Genomic DNA, 15,494 nt, shown 5'->3' on the forward strand with positions numbered 1-15,494 from the left:
CTCCATTCATTCCTATACAAGTTCATAGGTTTTTAAGTAGTTTATTGAAATTGGACTATGCTTTTCCAGATAATCTTTCATACTCTGCACAGCATGAATAGATGATTCCTTCTTATTATGACCGTATTCTGGCCCCACTCCTTGGGACGTAATGTAAGCAACCTGATAGCTTTTTGTTCTGTCAACGGGTTCATCTTTGACAAATAAGGATTGGATTCTTTGTCCTTTAGGATTTTCTATTTTCAGAAACACTTTCAAGCCTAACGCACGTTTAATGAATCCGCCCATTTGTTGATAAGCATCCGAAGAAACTGAACGCTCCAAATTTTCTTCTATCATATCCAAGAGTTCCTGACCAGTTATTTCTGCAGTCATAATGGGGGGGTTCATCGGTACAATATTATACAAATCATTGAGTGTCACTTGTCCCGGAACGATCGGTGCACCGTATCGCCAGCCGTTTGAAAATGCCATTTCTGCTCCTGTACTTTCAAGAATGGCAGTTAAAAGAAAATTGTCCATCGTCGACTCAAGCATTGTTGCACGGTTCAAGGCCGTTTTCGTTTCACCTACAATAGTTTCCATCTCTTCTTTAAAAGGTAAAAGTTCTTGGTCAATGATTTCAGCTATTCGAGCATCCGGTTTAATATCTTCTGAGACTTCGATCAATTCATGTTCAAACTGCGTTATTTTACCAGCAGTTATCTCCAAATCAAGACGACCAAGAAACGAACCATGACAACCTGATTGTATCACTATTGTTTCCCCCTGGACAACAGGTTCAGTTAAACGATTGTGCGTGTGTCCGCTTAAACAAACATCTATGCCTGCTACTTCTGATACTAATTTCATATCTTGGGGGAAACCCAAATGTGAAACGAGCACCACCAGATCAACCTGTTCCTGCTCTCTAAGTGTCTCAATTATTCCTGGTAATTCATCTTTGCCTAACGTGAATCTGACACCTTCACTAAACGATGCCGGCATGGTTTTATCAACGATATTAGAGGCAATCCCTATTATGCCTATTTTCAAATTTTCATATTGTTTAACTTTAAAAGGTGGAAACAAAAGCTCTTCATTTTCTGTTTTATACACGTTATTCGCTAACAGTGGGAAATTCAACCCTTTTGATTTTTCAACTAACGTTTCAGGTCCATATCCAAACTCCCAGTGTAATGCCATAGCATCAATACCCAGTTCATTGATGATGGGAATGACTGCAGCCCCCTCTGTTCTTACTGCTGGCATCGTCCCGTTCAAGGTGTCCCCATTATCACAGAACAATACGTCATTGGGGGTATCGTTGCTTATATCTTTTATGAGTGTCGCGATACGGGCGTACCCTCCAGCATTTCGATATACAAATCGACCTTCTTCAAAAAACCATTCAGGATGTAAGTTAAAGTAGGCATGCGAATCATTCATTTGAATGATTGTTAAGTTTTTCTTGTTATTTGGCATGATCATTACTCCTTTATGTTTTCTTTTACAGTTCTATTATTCGTTCTATATTTAGAAAATGTGATCAGACTGAATTGTTTGATCTTCATTTATAACAATTACACGTTATCATAGACAATCAATTACTCTTGGTTATCACCTTTATCAGTATACGCGAGAATGTAACCAGGTTGGCAGTTAAGAACTCGACAGATTTTATCCAGCGTTGAAAACCTTATGGCTTTTGCTTTTCCTGTTTTCAAGATGGAGATATTAGCCATTGTAATCCCAACTTTATCCGAAAGTTCAGTAACGCTCATCTTTCTTTTAGCTAACATGACATCCAAATTCACTTGTATGGCCATAGCAACCTCCTTATATCGTTAAGTCATTGTCCCGTTTAATTTCAAGCGCATTTCCCATCAATTTCTGAAGGACTGCCGCAAATACTGCAATGACTGTTGGTGCAGAAATAAACATCATCCCTACTATGATAACGCCCGGCGCATCGTCCACTTCTCCCACAATAAAGTACAGAGGAAAACTCAATAAATGAAGCGAGGCAATAGAAAAGGCGTACAGTTTTATTTTTTTTAAGGCTTCTACCGATTTCTCTGAGAAGGCATCGTTGGTGTCAATATACTTGAGTAATTTGAAAGCTTGATATAGTGCTGCCAAAAAAGGGAAAAGTGTCAGAGAAAAAACAGTTAAAAGGCTATACAAAACACGAGCCATTTTCATACTACTATCTGCTGCATCTTGAATAATTAAAGGAAAACCAAATAGTGTAATGGCTAAAACAGGTAACGCAATAAGAATAACTGCAATTTTCAGTATCAGGGTTTCTTTCTTCAAATGAATCCACTCCTGTTATATTGTTTCCATTAATTCTAGCCCTTTATTTATTGTTTATCAATAAACAATCATTGAACTTAAATAGAAATTAATATGTTTTGCATTAAATAATCACTTGATTATTTTACAACATATACTTTCTTTGTAACCTTCCTAATAAAAAGGGTGGAAGCAGATACTTTCCTGCTTCCACCTTTTTAAAATATTAAATTAAATATTCCATAACACTTTACTCATTTTCTGAATTCGGCATATTTATTCTATCCATTGTTTCTTCATATGACTTTCTCATACGTTCTTTATAAGATTCTTGGACAGTGGTATCTTCCAGGTGTGCTTCGATAGGTAATATACGGTAAGTGTAAGGTGCTCCACCAGTATCGCTGTGGCGATACATCCAAGTTGGAACAAAATCGACTCCTTTTATGGTTGTTTCTCCGGTCTGTTCATTTTTTTGTATATCCACGCTGGCGATAACACCATCTTCTGTGGGTTCAAATCCTTCACCCAATGTCTCTTTACGTTGATTCGAGTAAATGTTACCTAGGGAATAGATCACAAAGGCTTCGTTGCCATCCACTTCAATAAATTCAGCTTCATGAATCACATGCGGGTGACCACCAAAGATGATATCTACGCCTTCACGGGCAAGAATCTCTGCATTTGTCGTTTGAAACTCATTAGGATCTCTTGTGTATTCATTTCCCCAATGCGTATAGGCAACGATAATATCCGGATCATGTGCTTTAGCATTTTCGATATCTTTTACCATTTGAGCTTCATCAATAATATTTATCATCGAATGAACTTCTTCAGCAGAATATTGTGCATCCAGTCCATTTGTATGTTCAGTGTAGGCAAGTATGGCAACTTTTATTCCTTTTACATCTTTGATTAAAAAACGTTCGTCTGGATCAGGAGCTGTTTCATACGTTCCAACTACATCCATCCCTCTATCCTTAACTACCTCAGCCGTTCTTCTCAGACCTTCGTCTCTTGTATCCAAACTATGGTTGTTACTCGTAACTATGGTATCAAAACCAGCGTATTTAAGTGCATCGGCCAATTCATCTGGTGCGTTAAACAACGGATACCCACTGTACGGTCTCGATGAGCCCGCCAATGTTGTTTCCAAGTTAGCAAGTGCCAAATCCGCTTCTTCAATAAAAGGTTTCACATCTTCAAAAACCGGATTAAAATCATAGGTATCCGTTTGAGCATCGTGAGCACCGATAAGTTGACTCAGATGACCCATCACATCACCTACTGCGGATATACGGATATCGATAAATGTCTCTTCAGGCTCTTGTTCATCTTCATCCGAGTCAGATGTTTCTCCATTGTTGTTTGGCTCTTCTTCAGCAGTATCTCCCGAATCTTGGTCCACTTCCTCGTTTGTCTCCACTGTTTCTTGACCGTTTTGGAACGGATTAGCCCATGCATAAATACCGGCTCCCATCAAAACAACAACCAGGGCAATTAGTGCAAGAATTATCACAGTATTTTTATTGCTTCTTCTATTATTAGATCTCAATGTTTATCCCCCTATCGATTAAATATTCTTCATAAGAAAGTCCACTCTCGTAAACATCTGTTGCTAATTCCGGACCCAGATAGCGAATATGCCATGGTTCAAAAACATATCCTGTTATATCTTCTTTACCCTTTAGATAACGGATAATGAAGCCGAACTCATGTGCGTTGTCCCTAACCCAAGTGCCTTCTTCTGTGTTACCAAATTCTTCAGTTAACTGAAGGCCTACACTTTCACTGGTAACATCCATGACCAGTCCCGTTTGGTGTTCACTCTCACCTGGTCGGGCACTGTATTTATTCGCTGCTTCTTCACCGTGATTGTCAACGTAATTATTAAACAATTGAACTTGTGTCTGGTATGAGCGGTAACCTGACCGCGCATGAAGAATAATACCGGAAGTTTCTGCTGTATCAAACATTTCTTTGAGCGCGTCTGCAGCAACCTGTCTCATCTGTTTTATTTCAGGATTTGGAAGTACTGTCGGTACTTCTACTGTGACTAAGTTGTCCGGTACATAATCTTCAGGTAGACTGTACTGTTTATTTACTAAAACTGAAAAACTAGCGGGTTCCAAGACATCCTCTTCTAGGTCAAGTTGTGGTCTTCCGTTGTCTACTGAGTCAGATGGCTCGCCATCTTCGTTATCTGAAGCGTTCGAACCATTTGAGTCTTCATCATTTTCAATCTGATCTTCGTCATCAGGTTCTTCAGTCGTTTGTGACTCTTCGTTTTGATTAACTTCTTCTTGAGCTGTTTCATCAGGTGATGGTTCCTCTTCAGAAGTCTGTCCGCAAGCATTCAACAATAAAACACTTGATACAAGACTGGTCGTCACCATCCATTTTTTAAAAGTCATTCATAAATCCCCTTCGCTGATCTTTATTAAGGTAAATCTCTCATATATTTTAACATGTTTCAATTACTTTTGTATCATAACGAACAAATTTGTACCATTTTTTTAACATTTCAGACCTTTAAGCTTGCTCTGAATCCTCTCGAGGCATAATACGATTCTGCACCATTGTGATAAACAAACACAGTGTCATAACGCCTATCACAAAACAACGCGCCACCCAACTGTCTGATTTTTTCTGGTGTTTGAATCCAACTCGATGTTTTGGTATCAAATTCACCCAACTTTTGAAGTCTTCTATACTGTGTTTCATCTAGCAGTTCAACCCCTATTTCTTTAGCTAATGAAACAGCACTCGCTTCGGGTGGATACTTTTTCCTGGATTCTAAAGCTAAATCATCATAACACACTTTTCTACGGCCTGAAGGTGTTTGTTCTGAACAATCGACAAACAATATTTCAACAGAATCAGACTCACCTTCAATAACGTCTGGTTCCCCATTGGTCTGTTCCATGGCTTGCAGGGTAATTAAAGCCTGTTCGTTTGATTCTAATTTATCTAGAACGTCATGCCATTTTATATTTTTATGCCGCTTCATATTTTTATCAAAACGTGTTTTTAAAACAACTAACAGTTCTGATTTTTCATCCGTAGATAGCGTTCTTCTCATTTCAAACTCTTTATTCATTCTATTCACCTCTTATCATTTAAAAAATCACTGATATAATGAACGATTTCATCCTGTTGTTCTTCTCGAGAAAGATTACTCTCCATATCACCTGTTTGGAATCCATAATGACCGAAGTTGGAATGATTTCCTCCATCTATCGTCACATACGTTGTATCCTCAGGCAACAAGTCTTTTGTCTGTTCGTACTGATCCAAGTTTAAAACGGCATCATTTGAACCTGTGATAGATAGTACAGCGAGCGGTAACGCAGATAAGTCGCTGTCATTACTCGGATAGGCTGCCAGAAAGATCAATCCTGCAATTTCTTCATGATTTTCTTTTGCATAGATAGAAGCACTCGCACCACCTAGAGAATGCCCGGCCAGCCACCACTCCTTCTCTGACGGATTAGCCGCTTTAATTTCATCAATGGCATCAATATCAAGTATGGCTAAATTGAGGAGCATTTTTGGTATAAAGACCTGATATCCCTCACCACTTAACTCGTTAGCTAAAGGAAGATAGGCTTCAGTCTCCACTAATCCTCCTTGATATAAAACAATGTGTCCTTCAATTTCTTCAGGTGTGATGGTGATCCACCGCTCATCTTGATTAACGTTATCCTCTTCAAGTAGAGCTGTAGCTTCTGGCATAGCTTTATAGGTGTTCATTCTCAAAAAAAAGAATCCGGAAACAATCATTAAAACAACTACAATAAATAAGCCTAATAGCCATTTCCTCCAGGAAATACGCTTAATTTTCAATTTCATTTCCAACCTTTCTAAGCTGAATCAGCCCAATCTCATGTTATTTAAATTTGGAAAGATCGTGACTGTCTAATTATTGTTCTCACTGGTTATTTTTGGTTTCAAATTTATTAGTTCTTCTATTTCATATGGTGTCAAATTTCGTGTTGGAATAATTATAGCTGAAACGCTGCTATTATAAAGTAATATCATCTCTTCGTACTGTTTTATTGTTTTAATGTTTTCTCTTTTTATTTGCACCTGTTCATCTTCACCAGTCACAGTTACGACATCCTCTTTAATCGTCATCGTTTTCTTACCAAACAATGAGGAATTGTCTCCTTCTGATAATAGTTTTCTGGTTTGATCTAAAAGGATTTTTTTATGTTGCGTGGGGTAATAGCTCACCCACCCGATAAAGAATCCTATCGCTAGGATAGACCAATATACATATGCTTGATCAAATAAAGCTGTACCTACCAAATAAATCACCACTGCACAAAAAAGCGGCAGCAAAATGCGTAATCCCCAGTATATTTTTTTCTGAGAGGGAGATTCTTCTATATGATGTAAATTAAATCGAAGAAAATCTTCTTCTATTAATTCATAATTAATTATCATTATTATCTCTGCTTTCTCTGTTTTTTTTGGTGAATCAATTAAAAGAAAATTGTTTAAAGAGCCTACAAATAGCTAAATCCAAATAAAGTTGCTGTGTTTCTTTGTCTCGACCAGCAGTGATTTTCAAATCCCACGAACCAGATTCCAACTGTCCGTCACTAAACCATTGTAGTCCTTTTTTAATGTCAGGCTGCAATGGCGAAAAACCTAATAGGGATAGAGAGTCCAGTACGGATATCAAGTCTGTATAACAAAACGGATTAACAAATTGTGTCCAATATTTTTTGTCTTGTCTATCTGGGTATACGTCTCTTTTAAAAATATAAGCGCTGACTAATACTCCAGCATCCTTAATTTCTTGTCGTCCTTTGAATAAAGGATGTACCGAGAATGCACGCAATACCACGCCAGTGACCATGTAAGACGAGGGTTGATTGAAATCAGGCTGAATCGTTTCATGATAGTCATAAGAGACCCCAATATTATGCTTTCTAGTTCTGAAAGGAAGGGCCCAGCCTCCATCAGTTTGACGATTATTTAGTAACCATTCTAATGCCGTAATGATTCTAGGATCCTCTTTATATCCTGCTTTGATAAGTAACTCTGCAATACCCGCTGTATAATTTGGTGTGTATTGCTTATCATATATCCCACGAAAATCCCCTTCGGCTGTTTGAACTGAAAAAAAATAGTCCGCTGCTTTTTGAATTGTGGAATGAGAACGATCAAGATTGTACATCTCAACTAACTTTCCCAAATTGCGATATGTCTGGTATTGATCTAAATTATCCATCTTTGTGTTCTTTCGGTTTTGAGGATACTTCCAACACCCTTCAGGCTGCTGCTTTTTCACTAATTGTAAAACTTCTCTTGAGGTCCAACATGACTCAAAACTCACTTCTTCTTCCAATAATTCATTGCTAGTTTTCAACTTTATACATTCATTGGTACTCTTCAACAGAGGGGGAATCGGGTCATAGTTCAACTGCTTCAGCCAAGGTTGATTTAGTCTATCACTCATGGTCATTCTCCTTAAGTATTTGTTGAAACAACGAATTGCATAGTAGTGGATCCTCTTAAGACTTCTTATATGCCTCTATTCTACACCAAAAAAGCACCTGTCATTTAAATAACAGATGCTTTTTGTACATTTATTTAATTTAGTACTTCTTTCACTCTACCGACGATTCCACTTTCAAGTCTTACTTTTATCCCATGATGATGCGTCTTGGAATTGGTCAAAATATCTTTGACGACGCCTTCAGTTAATTTGCCTGAACGCTGATCCTGTTTCTGTACGACTTTCACTTTTTTACCTGGTGCGATATCTGCACGGTTTGTTCCATCCATTATTATTTTCTCCTCTTTAGTCATTACCTTTAACTTGAGCATTCTGAAGGCAATATTTTCAAATATATTACTATCTCTCATTTATCCTACCATTAATCATTGTTTGATTATATAACTAACACGAATTGGATGGAAATACTTTTCTTTGAAGCCTAATGATTTTCATAAATTAAGTTTACGTTCACTGATTTTCCATTATATCAACAGCACTCATTTAATATATCGTTGGATTATTATACTCAATTTCCAACACTTCAAAATTAAACCAGTTAAAATCTCCTTCGTCTAATCTCCAAGTGATCTTTCCTTCAGTGGGTACTTTAATTCCTGCAAATGCTTTGTAGTCACTCATGGAAATCGACCAAGTTTCTAAACTGAATTCGCCATTAAAATCACCATAACGTTCTGCTTCGAACTTTATAACTTCTCCCATTTGATTAAAGGTAAAGACGCCTGACGTAGATATCTCACCATAAGTCATCGTAGCTTTCGCGTTATTATCATCTATTTCTTTCCAGCTGATATAGTCATTTAATACAGCAGAAGGAAACCACACTGTTTCTGCAAGATATCTGAGTAACGTGCCTTGATCGATTTCTTCGCCTTTCGAATCTGCAACAGTGAATAAAGACATCGGCTTGATCAACATACTGCCTTTCCCATTCAAATATTTATCTCTACCTGCAATGTGAATGAACGGCGCTGCTTTAATCGAGGCATTCCAAACAAATCCAGGCTTTTCCGAAGTGAAATATTGCTCGGCTTTTACTGACATCCACTGACCCTCAGCGTCCATTCTCATTTCTGCTTGCTGTTTTAAACGGCCAGAGACTATTGTTTCTTTTCCAATAATCCCACTGTATTTGAGCCACCTTTGTACACTTGTTGGTAAATCGATGATGTCTTCTTCTGTAACAACTTCACTTTTATTGTCTACGTTATCAAAAAGTTGTTCGACTTCAGCTCTTACATCTCGTTTAAATAGAGTATTAGCTACTATAGAACTCGCTATAACTATTACTACCAGTATAACCAGACTAAGTAAAGCACGTTTTAGTAATGACATGATAGTTAACCTCCATTCGGTAGTAGACTGAATGACAGACCGTCTATTAATATAATACGCACCGATAACGCAGATAATACTCGGCACTAAATACACAATACTCTCACCTTTTATATAATAATAAGCCACCACCGGATAAGGAAGCCTATCGAAATAATATTCACCGAAATCTCAAAAAATGATTCAGTTTAAAAGGTCGATTCATTTAATGCCTCCGATCACTCCCTCATTAGTAGAAAACCTCATATCGATGAGGTTGAATCGTTAAACAGTTCTTTATTTTGTGAAAATATTAACATAAAACTCGCAAAAAAAGCAAATCATATACACAAAAGGAGCAGAATTCAATAATGAGTTCTGCTCCTTTGCATATATGATTTGCTAGCTATTACTCTGATCTGTTCCAGTTTGTTTTATAGTATTTTCTCCACTAGACTCGTCTACTGTGATCAATACCGATTCGATACGGTTTTCGTTGATATCTTCCACTTCAAATGTCAGATGCTTGTATCTAGTTTCAGCTTTTTCTCCTTCTGAAGGGATATGTCCTAATTCATTGATCAGAAATCCTCTAACGGTATTATATTCCCCAGTTGGGAAAACAACATTAAACGTACGTTCCAAATCGCGCAGACGGCAAGTACCTATCACTCTGTATTGATGATCAGAAAGTTGAGCGATTTCGTTATCATCAGATTTTGGTTTCTTGCTTTCACTGGTTATTTCTCCTAAAATTTCTTCGATGATGTCCTCAATAGTTATTATACCTTGAGTCCCACCAAATTCACCGAGTACAACGGCTAAATGTGTATGTTCTTTGCTCATTTCAGCGAATATTTTGTCTATGGTTTGGGACTCTTGTACGAAACGAGGAGCACGCATGACATCTTTTAGTTTAAATGGAATATCCTTGTCCAGGTTGATATATCGAAATAAATCCTTAACATGTAAGATACCAACAATGTTATCAATATGTTCTTCGTAAACTGGAAATCTTGTAAATTTATACTTATTAATAATTCCAATAATCTCGTACAGCTTGGAATCAACCGATAAGGCAACCATATCTGTCCGATGAGTCAGTATAGCGGAAGCTGTCGTATCATTAAATTCAAATATATTTTCAATCATTGCTTTTTCTACTGGATGAATGGTTCCTCTTTCGCGACCCAAATCAACAAGCAGTCTAATATCTTCTTCAGTTGCCTCCTCACTTTCGGCATTTGGATCGGCACCGAATATTTTAAAAATGAGTTTGATAGAGAAACTCAAGAATCTAACGATGGGTGCACTTATTTTTGCCAGCAGAGAGACTGGACCCACCGCGATATTTGCAATGGTCTCGGCTTTTTGCAAAGCAAGCTGTTTTGGTATTAGTTCACCAAAAATCAAGGTGAAATAAGATAGCACCAAAGTTGTCATTACAATTGAGATTGTAACTAAAACATTGAGAGACAGGGGTACTCCCATATCATACAAGGCTCGTGCCATTGGTTCAGCAAAAAAATCAGCAGCAAATGCACTCGATAAGAACCCCACAAGTGTGATGCCAATTTGAATCGTACTTAAAAACAGACTCGGTCTCGATATAAGCTGATGTAATTTCTGTGCTTTTTTATCCCCTTTATCTGCCATTCGCTTAACTTTATTGTCATTTAAATTAACAAATGCCAACTCAGATGCTGCGAAAAAACCATTCACTAAAATTAATACTATGAGTGTTAATAATGCTATCACCAATTGATTTTCCTCCATATAATACGGTCTTTTAGTTTAAAATAAGTCTATCATACCAATGGTCTTTGTCAATTGAAGCCTACTATTTCAAAATATATTACCATAAATAATATAATGAAATATCAGTATAGTTAATAATTTCCGTTCCGTATCTTTAGCGTCTAGGTAAAAGACCGTTCAATCCATGTGATCTCATAGTGTGAAAGAGCGGAAGCCATGCATTGCGATGCTGCTTAACTTCTAATCCTTTTGCTATACGTAGCATTTGTTGTTCATAGTAACTGATTCCTACGAGAGATCCGACTTTTCCATCCAAAAACTTACTTCCTGTTGTTAACCGGGGAGTATCTATCTGCGTTAGTTCTCCTTTAAATATCTGATTAGGTAAATCAGGAACTAAAGCTAGCGGACGAGCCAAACCAATCATTGATGTTTTATTTTGCTGCAACGCTTCTTCCATACTCTTTAACGACCTGAACCCACCTGTTACTACCACAGGAATGTCTACTATTGCTTTTAGTTTTTCTGAGTAATTAATAAAAAATATCTCTTCTGTTCCTTTTTCCGTTTCTTTGAACATTTTAGGGTTTTCATAATTCCCCCCAGATATTTCGATTAAATCGATCCCTAACTTGGCCAACTTCTCTGCCACTTGAAGTGATTCTGCTTCACTAAAACCGCCATCATTAAAATCAGTGGCATTCATCTTAATGCTTATAGGGAAATCTGGACCTAACCTTTTTCTCATTCCAATGTATATTTCAACTAAAAATCTCATGCGATTTTCCAGTGATCCGCCGTATTCATCTTTTCGCTGGTTGGCATGCGCAGATAAAAACTGACTGACCAGATAGCCATGGGCGCCATGTATTTGAACACCTTTAAATCCTGCCTTTTTTGCGATTTGTGCTGTTTTGATGAATCGCTCTACCAGCTCTTTTATTTCTTCTGATGTTAACGCTCTTGGCTTACTAAATAATTGCTTGGAATAATTACTCAATCGAATCGCACTGGGGGCCACAGGTTCTTTTGAAAGAGACCGAGGTGATTGTCTACCAGGATGATTGATCTGCATCCATAACTGCGTATTATTTTTTCCTCCTGCAGCTGCCCATTGCTTCAGCCTGTCAAGATCTCGCTCATCTTCAATGACGACATTGCCTGGTTCGCCTAAAGCATTTCGATCTACCATGACGTTTCCTGTGACAACGATGCCGGAACCACCTTCGGCCCAGGCTTGATATAACTTGTTATGTAATTCGGTCGGTTGATTTTGACGATTCGCCATTATTTCACTCATCGCTGATTTTAAAAATCGATTTTTAATCCGTGTACCGTTGGGAAGGATTAATTCATCAAATAAGTTTAACATCTTCTTTTCGCTCCTTAAGCAGATTGGGTTTTATAACTTCAAAGTGATTTTCATTCCATCCTATTTTTCCAGTCTTTTATAATAAATTTGTTTGCTATCAATATAGCACAGTTAATTCCGATTTTTACGAAATCATAAAAATTTTAATACAGATTCAATTGTATAAAACAGTCTTAAACATCTTTTTATGATAGAATATACTTAATAATAAAACATACTACTGTTTATAGCACTTACTCTCATTTTATACTGACCGCTTTCATTAAAGGAGGGATCCGACAGAACAAGTCCTAAAAAAATATTTGTACATGATGTTTCATATTTTATAAAAAGAAGGTGCTCGTTATGTCAAAAGAAATAACCCTTAAGTCACTGAAAAAGTTTAATATAGTGATGGGATTTTTACATCTTATACAGGGATTCTTAATGTTAGGTTTTGCCATTTTTATCGAAAGGATAGCAGATTTCAAAATACCCGTCTTGTCCAATTTCCTCACCTTTGACGAAACACAAATGCGACTCGTCACCGAAACCAATCAACTTTTCGACGTTCCATTTGGTATAGCTGTCTCTTTATTCTTATTTATTTCGGCTATTGCCCATTTCATAATTGTCAGTCCATGGGGAAATCCTATTTACAACCGTGATTTGCAAAAAGGGATCAATAAATTCCGTTGGTACGAATATGCGATCAGCTCTTCATTGATGATTGTACTCATTGCACTCTTATTTGGAGTCTACGATATCGGTGCACTTATTTTAATTGTAGCAGCAAATGCTTCCATGAATCTATTCGGGTTAGACATGGAAGAAATAAATCAGTATACGAAAAAAACGAATTGGAAACCGTTTGTTTTCGGCAGTGTCGCCGGTCTGGCTCCTTGGGTCGTCATCTTGCTTTATGCATTCGGTAACTCAAACCCGGCAGAAGTGCCTTGGTTTGTTTACGCCCTTGCAGGCAGCTATTTTGTCTTTTTCAACCTGTTCCCAATCAATATGATCTTACAATATAAAAAAATAGGTAAATGGAATAATTACCTTTATGGAGAAAAAGGTTATATCATTTTAAGCCTTGTAGCAAAATCAGTCTTAGCCTGGTTGGCTTTCGGAGGAGTCATGCAACCTTCGTAAGTAAACGTATATCAAAGGCGCTAGTTGAAATCTAGCGCCTTTTTTGTGCTTTCAGTTATATACTGAAACCGAAAATCTGAATGTTTACTGCTCTTCCAACTTGAATACTGATTTTTTGTAAATAGATCTATAAACCAATTCACCGTCGATTCGGGTACTTTCCATCAAAGAAATACTTCCGGCTATTATTTCTGAATGAGGCACACTCACTTCTTCAATGATGACCTCAACTGGTTTATCTAATGAAGCACTACGCACTAATGTTATATGTGGCCTATATTCACGCTCTTCTTTTGCGAACCCTGCTTTTTCCAGTTCACCCTCCAGGTCTCGCTTGAGCTCGTTTAAAGAATCTAACTGTCCCTTTATTCCTACCCAAATAATTTCTTTTTGTTTTCTGGGAAAATGTCCCAAAGTATCTAGAGATAATTTAAATGGTTTCGTTATTAAAGCCATATTATCGATGACGCATCTTAGTCCGTCTATTTCTTCCTGGTCAACGTCTCCAATAAACCGTAGTGTCACATGAAAATTATCCCTTGTAGTGAAGTTTCCTTTGTTTACATAGTTTTTCATCTTATCTTGTACATTCTTAAGTTGTTTTTTTGTCTGCTCACCTATCTCTATAGCAATAAACACCCTCATGTAAACACCTACTAGTTTTATTTCATTCTTTTCTTGATCGTTAATACCGTATCTGTGAAAGTTGACCTATCCACGCGAAATCACTTCTTTGACTATTTCTATTCTTTTTCATTCCATAAAGGAGTCGAAGTTATCAGCTGCGAATTCTTTAAACGTGCGTGGCGGTTTACCAGTTAACTGTTCAAATTCGCTTGTTACGCTTTTCGCCGTGCCCATCCTTGTCATAAAATAGAGGGCTACCGTTACGTTTACATAGTTTTTATCAAGGCCTCTCTTATTGACGTAATAAAGCCAATACCTAATAAAACTTGGATTCCTGTAAATGATATTTTTATCTGTCACTTGACCTAATATTTCTGCTATTTCAAAATAACTGAGCGAATCTGGTCCGGTTATAGTATGGGTCGTATTTTTATACTTCTCAGCTTCATGTAAAACAGTTGCTGCCGACAAGCCGATATCTTTAGCATCAATAAAACTTGTCTTGCTCTTTCCGGCGGGAATAAATATTTCATTGTTTTCTATTATTTCTTTGGAATGGATGCCAGACAGATTCTGCATAAAAAAGCCAGGCCTTATATGTGAATAAGGAATCCCTGATTTCTCAATAAACTTTTCGATCTTATGGTGAGGCGGAATCGGATTCTTTTCGATGCCCATTAAAGAAAGGAAACATACCAACTTAACGTCGCAGGATTTCATATAATCTATGAATGGATATAAATCTTCCGGGTTTCCAAGATGTGGCGGTCTCATCAGGAATACTCTATCAACATTCAGCAAGGCATCTTTGAATGTTTCCGGCTTGGTGAAATCCAAAAACACAACATCGCTTTCGTTCCCAAAAACTTTATAAAGCTTAGATTTTTCTGTTCCGGCAACAACAACCTCTTCCCTCATTTCAATCAATTCCTGTACAACATATCTACCGACGTTACCAGAAGCGCCTGTAACCAAAATTTTCATTTACTTCCCCTTTTCCAATATATCATTGGCTAACTGCATTGATTCGATGAACTGATGAAATTTATCTTTACCCATATTGTCTCGAAGCAATTCAATCGACTTATAATAGTCATTGAACGTTGATTCAACAAGTTTATTCCCTTTACCCGTTATTTTCAAAACATAGCTTCTTTTATCATCCTCTGACTTTTCCTTTGATACATACTCTTTCTTCACAAGTGCATTTACCATCGAGGTGACCGAAGGTTTGGTAATCTTAAAAAACTGGCTGATATTGAGTGGAGTCACTGCCGAATTCTGTTTTTGGATGAAAATAAGCACACCCATCTCGCTGTATCTAATGGGAATGTCGGGTTTTGTAGTCAATTGCAATCGACAAAACAGACTTATTATATCCGCACTATCTATAAGCATATTATTCATTTTCTCCTCCAATCACACAACTTTTTAGTTAGCCTGACTAACTATATTTTAAATCTCATTCTTTCGATTGTCAACCGA

17 protein-coding genes are annotated in these 15,494 nt (G+C 37.2%); 1 reads left to right on the forward strand and 16 read right to left on the reverse strand.

Annotation, left to right across the window (positions count from 1 at the left end):
- Positions 1 to 12: 12 nt before the first annotated feature.
- The 13 genes from ACO1PF_RS02545 to ACO1PF_RS02605 all read right to left on the reverse strand — a co-directional run bounded on the left by ACO1PF_RS02545 (position 13) and on the right by ACO1PF_RS02605 (position 12,251).
- Positions 13 to 1,464 carry a bifunctional metallophosphatase/5'-nucleotidase gene (locus ACO1PF_RS02545; protein ID WP_423189789.1) on the reverse strand — a complete coding sequence of 484 codons (1,452 nt, stop codon included), beginning with the start codon at positions 1,462 to 1,464 and terminating at the stop codon, positions 13 to 15.
- 122 nt (positions 1,465 to 1,586) lie between these two features.
- Entirely contained in the window at positions 1,587 to 1,808 is a 222-nt protein-coding gene (locus ACO1PF_RS02550; protein WP_423189790.1) for a helix-turn-helix domain-containing protein, read from the reverse strand.
- A gap of 10 nt (positions 1,809 to 1,818) precedes the next feature.
- A complete protein-coding gene (locus ACO1PF_RS02555; protein WP_423189791.1) occupies positions 1,819 to 2,298 on the reverse strand; it encodes a DUF2975 domain-containing protein in 480 nt (159 codons plus the stop codon).
- Positions 2,299 to 2,527: 229 nt separating this feature from the next.
- Positions 2,528 to 3,832 (reverse strand): CapA family protein, encoded by a 1,305-nt coding sequence (locus ACO1PF_RS02560; RefSeq protein WP_423189792.1) that lies wholly within the window; start codon positions 3,830 to 3,832, stop codon positions 2,528 to 2,530.
- Complete coding sequence (locus ACO1PF_RS02565; RefSeq protein ID WP_423189793.1) at positions 3,822 to 4,691, reverse strand: D-alanyl-D-alanine carboxypeptidase family protein; 870 nt, start codon at positions 4,689 to 4,691, stop codon at positions 3,822 to 3,824. The genes ACO1PF_RS02560 and ACO1PF_RS02565 overlap by 11 nt, the downstream gene beginning before the upstream one ends.
- A gap of 110 nt (positions 4,692 to 4,801) precedes the next feature.
- Complete coding sequence (locus ACO1PF_RS02570) at positions 4,802 to 5,377, reverse strand: DUF4256 domain-containing protein (RefSeq protein ID WP_423189794.1); 576 nt, start codon at positions 5,375 to 5,377, stop codon at positions 4,802 to 4,804.
- A 5-nt stretch (positions 5,378 to 5,382) separates the two neighbouring features.
- Positions 5,383 to 6,129 (reverse strand): alpha/beta hydrolase, encoded by a 747-nt coding sequence (locus ACO1PF_RS02575; protein ID WP_423189795.1) that lies wholly within the window; start codon positions 6,127 to 6,129, stop codon positions 5,383 to 5,385.
- A gap of 66 nt (positions 6,130 to 6,195) precedes the next feature.
- On the reverse strand, positions 6,196 to 6,726 hold the full coding sequence (locus ACO1PF_RS02580) for a YcxB family protein (protein ID WP_423189796.1): 531 nt from the start codon (positions 6,724 to 6,726) through the stop codon (positions 6,196 to 6,198).
- 34 nt (positions 6,727 to 6,760) lie between these two features.
- Entirely contained in the window at positions 6,761 to 7,747 is a 987-nt protein-coding gene (locus ACO1PF_RS02585; RefSeq protein ID WP_423189797.1) for a hypothetical protein, read from the reverse strand.
- Positions 7,748 to 7,881: 134 nt separating this feature from the next.
- Positions 7,882 to 8,076, reverse strand: coding sequence for a YwbE family protein (locus ACO1PF_RS02590; protein ID WP_423189798.1), 195 nt, complete (start codon positions 8,074 to 8,076; stop codon positions 7,882 to 7,884).
- A gap of 214 nt (positions 8,077 to 8,290) precedes the next feature.
- Positions 8,291 to 9,142 carry a DUF6544 family protein gene (locus ACO1PF_RS02595; protein WP_423189799.1) on the reverse strand — a complete coding sequence of 284 codons (852 nt, stop codon included), beginning with the start codon at positions 9,140 to 9,142 and terminating at the stop codon, positions 8,291 to 8,293.
- A gap of 381 nt (positions 9,143 to 9,523) precedes the next feature.
- Positions 9,524 to 10,879 carry a hemolysin family protein gene (locus ACO1PF_RS02600; RefSeq protein WP_423190487.1) on the reverse strand — a complete coding sequence of 452 codons (1,356 nt, stop codon included), beginning with the start codon at positions 10,877 to 10,879 and terminating at the stop codon, positions 9,524 to 9,526.
- A 154-nt stretch (positions 10,880 to 11,033) separates the two neighbouring features.
- On the reverse strand, positions 11,034 to 12,251 hold the full coding sequence (locus tag ACO1PF_RS02605) for an NADH:flavin oxidoreductase/NADH oxidase family protein (RefSeq protein ID WP_423189800.1): 1,218 nt from the start codon (positions 12,249 to 12,251) through the stop codon (positions 11,034 to 11,036).
- 345 nt (positions 12,252 to 12,596) lie between these two features.
- Between ACO1PF_RS02605 and heR the strand changes: the two genes are divergently transcribed.
- Positions 12,597 to 13,382: a heliorhodopsin HeR gene (gene heR, locus ACO1PF_RS02610; RefSeq protein WP_423189801.1), complete on the forward strand. Its 786-nt coding sequence runs from the start codon at positions 12,597 to 12,599 to the stop codon at positions 13,380 to 13,382.
- An 84-nt stretch (positions 13,383 to 13,466) separates the two neighbouring features.
- Here the strand turns inward: heR and thpR are convergent, their stop codons facing one another.
- The 3 genes from thpR to ACO1PF_RS02625 form a co-directional block, all read right to left on the reverse strand.
- Positions 13,467 to 14,027 carry an RNA 2',3'-cyclic phosphodiesterase gene (gene thpR, locus ACO1PF_RS02615; RefSeq protein WP_423189802.1) on the reverse strand — a complete coding sequence of 187 codons (561 nt, stop codon included), beginning with the start codon at positions 14,025 to 14,027 and terminating at the stop codon, positions 13,467 to 13,469.
- Positions 14,028 to 14,135: 108 nt separating this feature from the next.
- A complete protein-coding gene (locus ACO1PF_RS02620; RefSeq protein WP_423189803.1) occupies positions 14,136 to 14,993 on the reverse strand; it encodes an SDR family oxidoreductase in 858 nt (285 codons plus the stop codon).
- The gene (locus tag ACO1PF_RS02625; RefSeq protein ID WP_423189804.1) at positions 14,994 to 15,416 is read right to left on the reverse strand and encodes a MarR family winged helix-turn-helix transcriptional regulator; all 423 of its coding nucleotides are present in this window, start codon (positions 15,414 to 15,416) and stop codon (positions 14,994 to 14,996) included.
- Positions 15,417 to 15,494 lie beyond the last annotated feature (78 nt).

It is taken from the genome of Alkalibacterium sp. f15, assembly GCF_049389645.1.
Lineage (GTDB): Bacteria > Bacillota > Bacilli > Lactobacillales > Carnobacteriaceae_A > Alkalibacterium.

Coding starts and splice junctions, on each gene's coding strand:
- ACO1PF_RS02545 (WP_423189789.1), bottom strand. CDS start 1,464: ATGCCAAATAACAAGAAAAACTTAACAATCATTCAAATGAATGATTCG.
- ACO1PF_RS02585 (WP_423189797.1), bottom strand. CDS start 7,747: ATGAGTGATAGACTAAATCAACCTTGGCTGAAGCAGTTGAACTATGAC.
- ACO1PF_RS02590 (WP_423189798.1), bottom strand. CDS start 8,076: ATGGATGGAACAAACCGTGCAGATATCGCACCAGGTAAAAAAGTGAAA.
- heR (WP_423189801.1), top strand. CDS start 12,597: ATGTCAAAAGAAATAACCCTTAAGTCACTGAAAAAGTTTAATATAGTG.
- ACO1PF_RS02550 (WP_423189790.1), bottom strand. CDS start 1,808: ATGGCCATACAAGTGAATTTGGATGTCATGTTAGCTAAAAGAAAGATG.
- ACO1PF_RS02570 (WP_423189794.1), bottom strand. CDS start 5,377: ATGAATAAAGAGTTTGAAATGAGAAGAACGCTATCTACGGATGAAAAA.
- ACO1PF_RS02625 (WP_423189804.1), bottom strand. CDS start 15,416: ATGAATAATATGCTTATAGATAGTGCGGATATAATAAGTCTGTTTTGT.
- ACO1PF_RS02575 (WP_423189795.1), bottom strand. CDS start 6,129: ATGAAATTGAAAATTAAGCGTATTTCCTGGAGGAAATGGCTATTAGGC.
- ACO1PF_RS02565 (WP_423189793.1), bottom strand. CDS start 4,691: ATGACTTTTAAAAAATGGATGGTGACGACCAGTCTTGTATCAAGTGTT.
- ACO1PF_RS02580 (WP_423189796.1), bottom strand. CDS start 6,726: ATGATAATTAATTATGAATTAATAGAAGAAGATTTTCTTCGATTTAAT.
- ACO1PF_RS02595 (WP_423189799.1), bottom strand. CDS start 9,142: ATGTCATTACTAAAACGTGCTTTACTTAGTCTGGTTATACTGGTAGTA.
- ACO1PF_RS02605 (WP_423189800.1), bottom strand. CDS start 12,251: ATGTTAAACTTATTTGATGAATTAATCCTTCCCAACGGTACACGGATT.
- ACO1PF_RS02620 (WP_423189803.1), bottom strand. CDS start 14,993: ATGAAAATTTTGGTTACAGGCGCTTCTGGTAACGTCGGTAGATATGTT.
- thpR (WP_423189802.1), bottom strand. CDS start 14,027: ATGAGGGTGTTTATTGCTATAGAGATAGGTGAGCAGACAAAAAAACAA.